Here is an 8,252-nt window from a genome sequence, read left to right on the forward strand (position 1 = left end):
GATCGATGGCGGCAGCAGCCAAACCTGATCAACGTCCCAAGGACGAAATGTCTTGCTCATCCACCGTTTGAATCACGACGCTTGTTCTTCGTCGAGAAAAATCCGATTACTCGGACAGGCTCCTAGCGCGGCCAAAGCGGAGGACCGTCCGCTGATTGATGTCGTGCGCAGCATGGAGGATGCAAAAGTGACCACGCTGGCCGAGCTCGGGCCGAGCGTGGTACAGCAGGTAGTGCGACAAGGACGAGGGCAGCGCGTCGTCTCGGATGAGTCCTCAGAATAGCGCCTCCGAGGCCATCGATGAACGACGCGGGCCCTCTCTCCGACCTGGGAGGCACCGGTCCGGAGCTACCGATAGATTTCGGTTTTGGACTATCAAGGAGTAAGAACTTTGCTTAACCTGCTTGGGTTGAACAATTTATAGTGGTAACGGGTCGGGAGGCACCGCAATGATTTTTAAGAGGTGCCGATGCGCGCAAGCGGATTGCGGCGGACTCCGTTGACGCCGTCAAGCGGGGACACGGCATATCCTGTACCGTCGCTGTCCACGTCACCGCTCAGGAGGCAAGATAGATCGATCCCGTCGCCGCGCATTCTGACAGCGATGTTGTGCACTGGCTGAGTATGCAGTCGCCAAGCGCAGATTGGTCCGGTAGACGCTGAACCAGCGTTAAAGCATCTGTAGCGAAAACTTGTAATCTTCTCGTCATAGTTGTATCTTAAAAATGCGATTTTGGATTCGAGGGGCTCGTCCATGAAGATGATCGCGCTTGTTGCTTTGTGGATTCTTGGCTTGTCGGCTTCCTCCCTCGCGCAAGACATCAATTGCGGTGCAAAAGGGCCTGATCCGAAGCCGAGTGAGATCAAGCTCATTTCGTGGAATATCGCCGAATTAGCGACGGCAGTGAGGGTCTATGATCGTCTCCTCCGCTCGGAAGATGAATTCAAGGACTTGCGGCTCTATCGTGAATGCAGCGACGGCCACGTCTACGCCATGCAGGAGATCGCGAGCCTTCGCGCGCTCGCGCGCGTTTTCCCACCATCCCAGTACATTCTCTGCATTTCCGGGCAGACCGTTGCGGACCAGCGTGGCCTGGCGCCCGATTATCCTTTCAACCAGCTTTCGGATATCAAGCCGCAGTGCGTAACCGACCCGACCTCAGCCGTGAGTACTCTGCCGGGCGAACTCACCAATCCTGCCAGGCAGTATGTTGCTTTAGCAATCACGCGATCTTCTGGCGTTTCACTCGGAGATACGAGGGACGTCGTGGATCTTGGGCCAAAAGACCCCGCAACTGACCACCAGACCCGGTGGGGGCTCGACATTACCTTGAACAAAAATGGCGCTCTTTTGCGGCTACTCGTCGTGCACATGAAGTCTCGCTGCAACGAAGATCCCATCGAAGAACCTTCAGATAACGACCACTGTCCAGCGCTCTTTCGTCAGCTGCAACCGCTTAAATCCTGGATCAGGGCAGCGCATCAGGGCGGTGGGCCGGTTATCGTTGCCGGAGACTTCAATCGCAGGTTCGACCGCGAAAGCCCTGAGATAAAGACGACTGATATGTGGGATGTGATGTCTGGCGCGTCCACGTCGAGCCCTGACGATGACGTGAAACTTACCCATATCCCTAAGAACAAGGAGTTCAAGTGCTGGCCTACCGAGCCTGCCAGCCAACGCTTTTCGATAGATTTCTTTGTCTTGAATGAGAAGGCCGCTGCCCTTGCGGACGCGGGATCATACTGGAAATGGCGATACGGCAAAGACATTGAAGAGGAAACGCCGCGTTCCCGTTGGCCCAGTGATCATTGCCAGATTCAACTGAACCTTAAGTTTCCATGATTGACGCGAAGTGCCGTTTGAAGCCGAGCCACGGGCCGGTTTGTGTTGTTTCTAAAGATCTAATTCTACGGGGAACGTATGCAGATTGATACTGAAGTAGTCGCCACGACGACCGCGCGAGTCGACTCGAAGCGCGGTGAACTCAAGGCACCTGCGGCAAAGCCTGATCTTCCGAAGGATCGGGCGGATCGCGTCACTCGGTACATCAATGAAAACCGGACGCCCGATGACATCGCCGCCCTAGAGCGCGCGATGGGAACGAATGACCTACTGAGCCTACACTACTTCTGGGCAGGCATTCGTGCGGCCCGTTCTGTTGGTTGCATCAAAATACCACCGTCGCCGGGTGATCGCGGAGGGTCTGCTACTGGCTTCATGATCGCCCCCACACTCCTGCTAACGAATTGGCATGTTTTTAAGATGCCGGAAGTAGCAGGCCGCTCGCGTGTCCAGTTCGCATACGAGTCGGACCCCCTTGGAAATGACCGAATCCCCACCTGGTTTTCCTTCGCTCCTGACAAGTTCTTCTTCAAGAATAAGGATCTCGATTATTGCGTCGTGGCGGTCGACCCTCTTTCAAAGCAAGGGACGGAAGAGCTGGCGAGTTTCGGATGGCTTCGCCTGAATCCTCAACTCGGCAAGGCGGACTACGGCCAGTTTCTTTCCATCGTTCAGCATCCCGGAGGCCAGAGCAAGCAGATAGCCATTCGTGAAAATAAACTATTGCCCTTCGATGACACTGAAGACTTTCTCACCTACCAGAGCGATACCTTCCGAGGCTCGTCAGGCTCGCCAGTGTTCAACGATCTTTGGGATGTCGTTGCCCTACACCACTCGGGAAAGCCACTGAAAGATAGCCAAGGTCGCTACATCGGTCACGACGGCCAGCCCATTACCGACCATAAGCCGCTGGAGCACGAGATCAAATGGATAGCAAACGAAGGCGTCAGGACCAGCCGGCTCGTAGCTGACATCAGGAAACAGGCTGCTCGTCATGATCTCCTGCCGGTGCTTGAGGCGGCTATCCAAGGAACGATCAAGCCAACTGCAGCCGAACTCGAAATCGACGTGGAGCCGTCAGCACGGCCTACTTTCGCACTGCAGCTCATTCCAGCAAGCCTGCCGAGTGAGGGATTCTCACTCGTCTTGCCACTAAACGTCTCGCTCAAGGTTGAAAGCCTTTCGAATCCTCCTTCTATCCGCTCGTTGATCCCGGAAGTAAAGCCATTGGCTGCTCCGGCCATTGTCGCAAGTGCTGAGCCTGACGAGTTGTTGCTGGAGAAGCTTAACTTCGACACCGACTATAGCGATCGACAAGGCTACGACGAAAACTTCCTCGGCCGCGACCGTATTGCGGAATTCCCGACCATAGAGAGCGAAGACCCGAAGCTGATTGCTCCCTTGCGGGGCCGCGCCGGCAAGGTCCTCCACTACCATCACTACTCGTGCATGCTGCATGCACAACGGAGAATGCCGGTCCTTTCGGCCTGCAATACCGATTACAGCAAAGGCCAGAGGAAGATTAAGGGCCGCGAAACCTTTGGAAAGGACGAGTGGATAACCGATAGCCGCATGGACGAAAAGTACCAGCTGCCGAAAGGCTTCTATGATCGGTGGAAGAGACTCGATTTTGGCCATCTCGTGAGGCGAGATGATAACTGTTGGGGTGCGTCAAAGACAGAGATTGAGTACGCGAATTCAGACACGTTTCACCTGACGAACTGCACGCCCCAGCACGAAGCATTTAATCGCGATAAGTTTGGTTTCCACGGCTTGTGGGGGCGGCTCGAAAATCACATTAGCAGGCAAGCATCCTCCGATAGGACGCTGGCACGCCTGTCGATCTTTGCTGGTCCAATTTTCACGATGCGGGATCTGAAACTTGAAGACGAGGAGGCAGGCAACGTTTATGTGCCGCTATCCTATTGGAAGGTAGTCGTTGCACCGACCAGGAGCGGCAGCATCAAGGCGTTCGGCTTCGTCACATCGCAAAAGCAGGAGCTAGCTGACGATTCACCGTTTGAGGAATTCTCGCCAGAAGGCTTCGAAGACGAGCAAGCGACATTGGCGGAAATCGAAAGACGCACTGTTGTCCGGTTTAGTGCGACGTTGAAAGCGGCCGACGTCATGAATGACCGGCCCGTGCAGGAGGAGGAACTTATGCCCCTCTCGTCATTCGAAGATGTCTGGATGGGGAAGAAATAACTGCGGGAATGGGGGCTCATGCTCGATGGCCGCGGTGCTTGGAATGACAGACGTGTGATCGAGTGGCATGCCCCGTTGCTTGAGCTATCGCAAGGATCAGGGCAGGGAGTTCGCGAACTATGCGTGTACGACGCTGGTCTTTTGGGTGCTGGCAGGACCTTCTGCGAACGAAGCTGGTCAATCTTCGTTCTACTGGTGGGCCGGTGAAAGCGAACCCCGCTGGCCTGGCAGACCTTCGGCGATGTCCCCAAATTGTATGGATCGGATCGCGGCTTCTTCAGCGAGAGGAACGTGATGTCGTGCAAGCAGGAAGGCGTTAAGGTGGTGTGCATCCCACAGCGGGGCGGCACCAAGGCGCCCGAACGCGAAGCCTATGAGAAGAGCCGGGAGTTCAAGGACGGCCAGCGCTTTCGCGCCGGCATCGAGGGCGCATCTCGGTATTGTTCCGCGGTCGCGGCATGAAGCGTTGTCTCGAAGGTCGCGAGCGCTTCGAGCTATGGGTTGCAGCCGCCGTGCTCGCCAACAACCTCATGAAGATCGCAGCCCTGTTGGCGGACCGATCATCGCGCAGACGAAAAGCCGCCTGACAATATCCCTTCAGGTCCCTCGCTTGCGGCGGAAATCTTATCCGCTGCACTTCAGTGCAACCACTGCACCGTCTACCGGACGCCTCATGAAATCGCGACGAAACTCGCGTCAAAACACATGGCGAATGCTAGCATCTACTGCTAATTCGCCCCGGTTTTATTGAGGAAATGGCGCCCTCAACACAAATGCAGGTGTTTCGCGACAGAAACTAGGTCAGCGTTTTCTTGGTTTGAATCATATCAGGCGACCTCGGCGAGTTTGTAGGACCACCTGTGGATGACCGGATGGCGATTGACATCGTCGATGCCAGCCATGATGCGCTCCTTAAGCTCGTGTTTTGAAGTCACCCGGATATGGCGCAGGACTGAACGGGCGAACTTGGAGAAGAATCCCTCGATGAGATTGAGCCACGAGCCGTGCTTGGGGGTGAAGGTGAGCTCGAAGCGTCCCACCGGCCGAGTGGCGAGCCAGGCTCTGGTTTCTCGCGAGATGTGCGCGGAATGATTGTCGAGGATCAATTTGATCGCAGTGTTCGGCGGATAGGCGGCATCGATAAGCCTGAGGAGTTCGATGAACTCTCGACTGCGGTGACGATCCTTGACAAGGGCGTGGACCTTGCCGGTGAGCAGATCGATCCCAGCCAACAGGCTGAGCGTGCCATGGCGCTTGTATTCATGGTCGCGCGCAAAGCTGGCGTGGATGCCAGGCTTGGGCGGCAAATCTGGCGCCGTCGTTGCGATGGCCTGGATTCCCGGCTTCTCGTCGCAGGAGACGATCGTCACCGGCTTTCCCCGCCGCTTTCCCTTGGCAGAGGCTTTCTTCAGGACTTGGACTTCGCGGTAGACGCACAGCACCTCCGCCATCTTCTGTTCGAACTCGGCGTCGCGATTTTCAAGATAGTAGCGCACCTTGTGCGGCTTGATCTCCTCTCGACCGAGGATCTTGCACACCGTTCCCTGGACCAAATTGGCCAAACACGCATGCCCCGCCGCCGGCCCGTGTTCGCGCGCATGGCGCGCCAAGAGCCGCGTCGTCCACAACTCATGTGGATAGCCGTGGTCCTTGGCCTTGTCGCAGGCCAGCGACACCAACCAGGCTTTGGCTTCCGGCGTGATGGTTGGTTCCTTGCCCGGTCGCGGGCGGTCGTCGAGGGCCGCCAGCGGGCCATCGGCCAGCGCCCGCTCGACACAGCGCTGCACCGTCTGATGATGGACCCCAAGTCTCTGGCCCACCGCGCAGAACGAAGGATTTTCCCGATACGCCAGCAGCATCTGCGCCCGCGACACCCGGCTCGCCAGTTCGATCCTCGACCGCGAAAGCGTCGTCAAGGTCGCTATCTCTTCATCACTCATTGCCAATTCGACCGCTCGCCGCCATCCTGCCATGATACAGCTCCTCGTTTCGCCGACCGCAAACGAGGAATCCGCCAACAACCCGTCCGTTCCATCAATTCAGCCTGCTCCATCAGCGCAGGTTTCATGGAATCGGTCGTCTAGCCTAATTTCCGGCGCAAAAATCGGCGGCCTTGTGCGGCTGCCAGAATCGCTCGCTGTGGCGAAAACTGCAAGGTCGGACGGATTGGCGTTGACTTGAAGCGGCAGCATTGATCCATTCTTGCGAATGATTCGTGATCGAGCTCTTCAAACGCGTGAGAAGCTTGTCGACAAGCTACCGGTCACTGGCGAACTGCTGCGCGGCTCGCTGCTGGAGCGCACGGTTCGTCATAAGAGCGGCTGCCCGAAATGCGCGCGCGGCGAAGGAGCACCAGGTGCATGTCCTGACGGTAAGCTATGCGGGCGGACGCGTGCGTCAGTTCAGCGTGCGGCGCGAGCGCGTTGCCGAGGTGCGCCGTTGGCTGGACAATTACCAGAAGCTGAAAGACGCGATCGAGGCGATCTGCGAGCTCAATCACCACCTGCTGCGCCCTGATGCGGCGGTGCCGCGGGGGAGGAAGAAACGTGATTGAGATGCGCAGAGCGCAACTGAGCTTCGGCGACGGCTTGATCGCCGGGGAAGTGAGCGATCTTCGCGAAGGTTGGATGACCCATGCTGACCGGGTTCTGGCGGATGAACAGATCGTCGGTGCGGTGTACGAGGCGCTGGCGAGACGACATCCCAAGAGTCGTGGTCGTGGTCGGCTGGGCGCGCCGGCCGAGGTGGTGTTGCGATTGTTGATCCTCAAGCACGTTCGCAACTGGATCTATCACGTGCTGGAACGCGAAGTGCGCGCCAACCTGGTTTACCGCGACTTCACCCGGGTGGGCGGCGGCAAGACGCCGGACGCCAAGACAATGGGGCGCTGGGGCTTGGCTTTGGATCCGGAGACAATCAAGCAGATCCACGACCGGATTGTGCAAGTCGCGCAGCAACAAGGGGTGACGCAGGGACGCAGAATGCGCGTGGATACGACGGTGGTGGAGACCAACATCCACTACCCGACCGACAGCATGTTGCTGGGCGACGGGGTCAGGGTGTTGATCCGCACCATGAAGAAGGTCACCAAGATCGTCGGCACGGCCGGAACAAAACTGCGCGACCGAACGCGAAGCGTAAAACTGCGCCTGCTCGATATCTCGCGAACCGCACGTGCCAAAGGACCGCTCAATCACGAGAAGCTCAAGCAAGGCTACCGGCGGCTGTTGAACTCGACGAGCCGTGTGGTGGGGCAAGCGAAGCGCTTCTCCCATGAGATCGCCACCGGCGTGAAGCGGGCCAGGGGCATCTTGAAACGGCTGGCGCTGCAAGGCTTGCGGCAGGAGCTGGAAGCGATGATGCCGCTGGTGCGGCAGGTGATGCGGCAGACCCGGGAACGCATCTTCCGCGGCAATACGCGGGCAGAGGACAAGCTCTTCAGCGTGTTCGAGCCCTCGACAGAGATCATTCGCAAGGGTAAGGCCGGCAAGCCCAACGAGTTCGGCAAGATGGTCAAGCTGCAGGAAGCCGAAAACCAGATCGTGATCGACTACGAAGTCTACGACCGGCGGCCGAGCGATACGGACCTGTTGATCCCGGCCATCGAAATCCACCAAGCCAAGCTCGGTCGCACGCCACGTCTGGTCGCGGCAGACGCCGGGTTCTACTCCGCCAGGAATGAAGCTGCGGCGAAGGCAAGTGGCGTCAAACGCGTCTGCATCCCCAATCGCTCCACCAAAAGCGTCGCGCGCAAGCGCGAGCAGAAGAAGCGGTGGTTCCGCAACGGCCAGAAATGGCGGACCGGATGCGAGGGGCGCATCAGCGTGGCCAAACGGCGGCACGGGCTCGATCGCTGCCGCTACAAAGGCAGCACTGGAATGAAGCGCTGGGTCGGGCTCGGCGTTGTCGCCGATAACCTCATGAGCATCGGTCGCGTGATGGAAGAGCAGTCACTCCAAAGGTAGTCCACTTCCAGCGCCAATCTTGGCCTCTCATCGCCCCGCGGCCCCCGCGGGGCTTCTCGTTGTCTGCGTGGTTGACCCCGCCCTTCAGAGCCGCGATTTTTGCGCCGGAAAGTAGCTAGTTTCTGTCGCGAAACGCCTGTTTTTGTGTCGAGGCATGCCATTTCCGCAATAAAACCGGGGTGAACTGACGTCGGATGCCGGCATTTTCCGGGGCAATTGGACGCCGATTTTCGTCGCCA

General features: G+C 58.0%; 6 protein-coding genes. 5 read left to right on the forward strand and 1 reads right to left on the reverse strand.

Annotation, left to right across the window (positions count from 1 at the left end):
• The first annotated feature begins 754 nt into the window (after window positions 1–754).
• From C7G61_RS41345 to C7G61_RS45360, 3 genes are all read left to right on the forward strand, one after another.
• Complete coding sequence (locus C7G61_RS41345; protein ID WP_108523262.1) at window positions 755–1,843, forward strand: endonuclease/exonuclease/phosphatase family protein; 1,089 nt, start codon at window positions 755–757, stop codon at window positions 1,841–1,843.
• Window positions 1,844–1,921: 78 nt separating this feature from the next.
• On the forward strand, window positions 1,922–4,048 hold the full coding sequence (locus C7G61_RS41350) for a DNA/RNA non-specific endonuclease (protein ID WP_108523263.1): 2,127 nt from the start codon (window positions 1,922–1,924) through the stop codon (window positions 4,046–4,048).
• Window positions 4,049–4,342: 294 nt separating this feature from the next.
• Window positions 4,343–4,510 (forward strand): hypothetical protein, encoded by a 168-nt coding sequence (locus C7G61_RS45360; RefSeq protein ID WP_190242230.1) that lies wholly within the window; start codon window positions 4,343–4,345, stop codon window positions 4,508–4,510.
• 365 nt (window positions 4,511–4,875) lie between these two features.
• Here the strand turns inward: C7G61_RS45360 and C7G61_RS41360 are convergent, their stop codons facing one another.
• Complete coding sequence (locus C7G61_RS41360; protein WP_108523265.1) at window positions 4,876–6,021, reverse strand: IS630 family transposase; 1,146 nt, start codon at window positions 6,019–6,021, stop codon at window positions 4,876–4,878.
• 242 nt (window positions 6,022–6,263) lie between these two features.
• Here C7G61_RS41360 and C7G61_RS44300 point away from each other — a divergent pair, with 242 nt between their 5' ends.
• Both C7G61_RS44300 and C7G61_RS41370 read left to right on the forward strand, forming a co-directional pair.
• Window positions 6,264–6,602: a hypothetical protein gene (locus C7G61_RS44300; RefSeq protein WP_145963800.1), complete on the forward strand. Its 339-nt coding sequence runs from the start codon at window positions 6,264–6,266 to the stop codon at window positions 6,600–6,602.
• 1 nt (window position 6,603) lies between these two features.
• On the forward strand, window positions 6,604–8,013 hold the full coding sequence (locus C7G61_RS41370) for an ISNCY family transposase (RefSeq protein WP_108523267.1): 1,410 nt from the start codon (window positions 6,604–6,606) through the stop codon (window positions 8,011–8,013).
• Window positions 8,014–8,252: the final 239 nt, after the last annotated feature.

It is taken from the genome of Bradyrhizobium algeriense, assembly GCF_003062295.1.
In the GTDB taxonomy this organism is placed as follows: domain Bacteria; phylum Pseudomonadota; class Alphaproteobacteria; order Rhizobiales; family Xanthobacteraceae; genus Bradyrhizobium; species Bradyrhizobium algeriense.

Coding starts and splice junctions, on each gene's coding strand:
- C7G61_RS41345 (WP_108523262.1), top strand. CDS start 755: ATGAAGATGATCGCGCTTGTTGCTTTGTGGATTCTTGGCTTGTCGGCT.
- C7G61_RS41350 (WP_108523263.1), top strand. CDS start 1,922: ATGCAGATTGATACTGAAGTAGTCGCCACGACGACCGCGCGAGTCGAC.
- C7G61_RS45360 (WP_190242230.1), top strand. CDS start 4,343: ATGTCGTGCAAGCAGGAAGGCGTTAAGGTGGTGTGCATCCCACAGCGG.
- C7G61_RS41360 (WP_108523265.1), bottom strand. CDS start 6,021: ATGGCAGGATGGCGGCGAGCGGTCGAATTGGCAATGAGTGATGAAGAG.
- C7G61_RS41370 (WP_108523267.1), top strand. CDS start 6,604: ATGCGCAGAGCGCAACTGAGCTTCGGCGACGGCTTGATCGCCGGGGAA.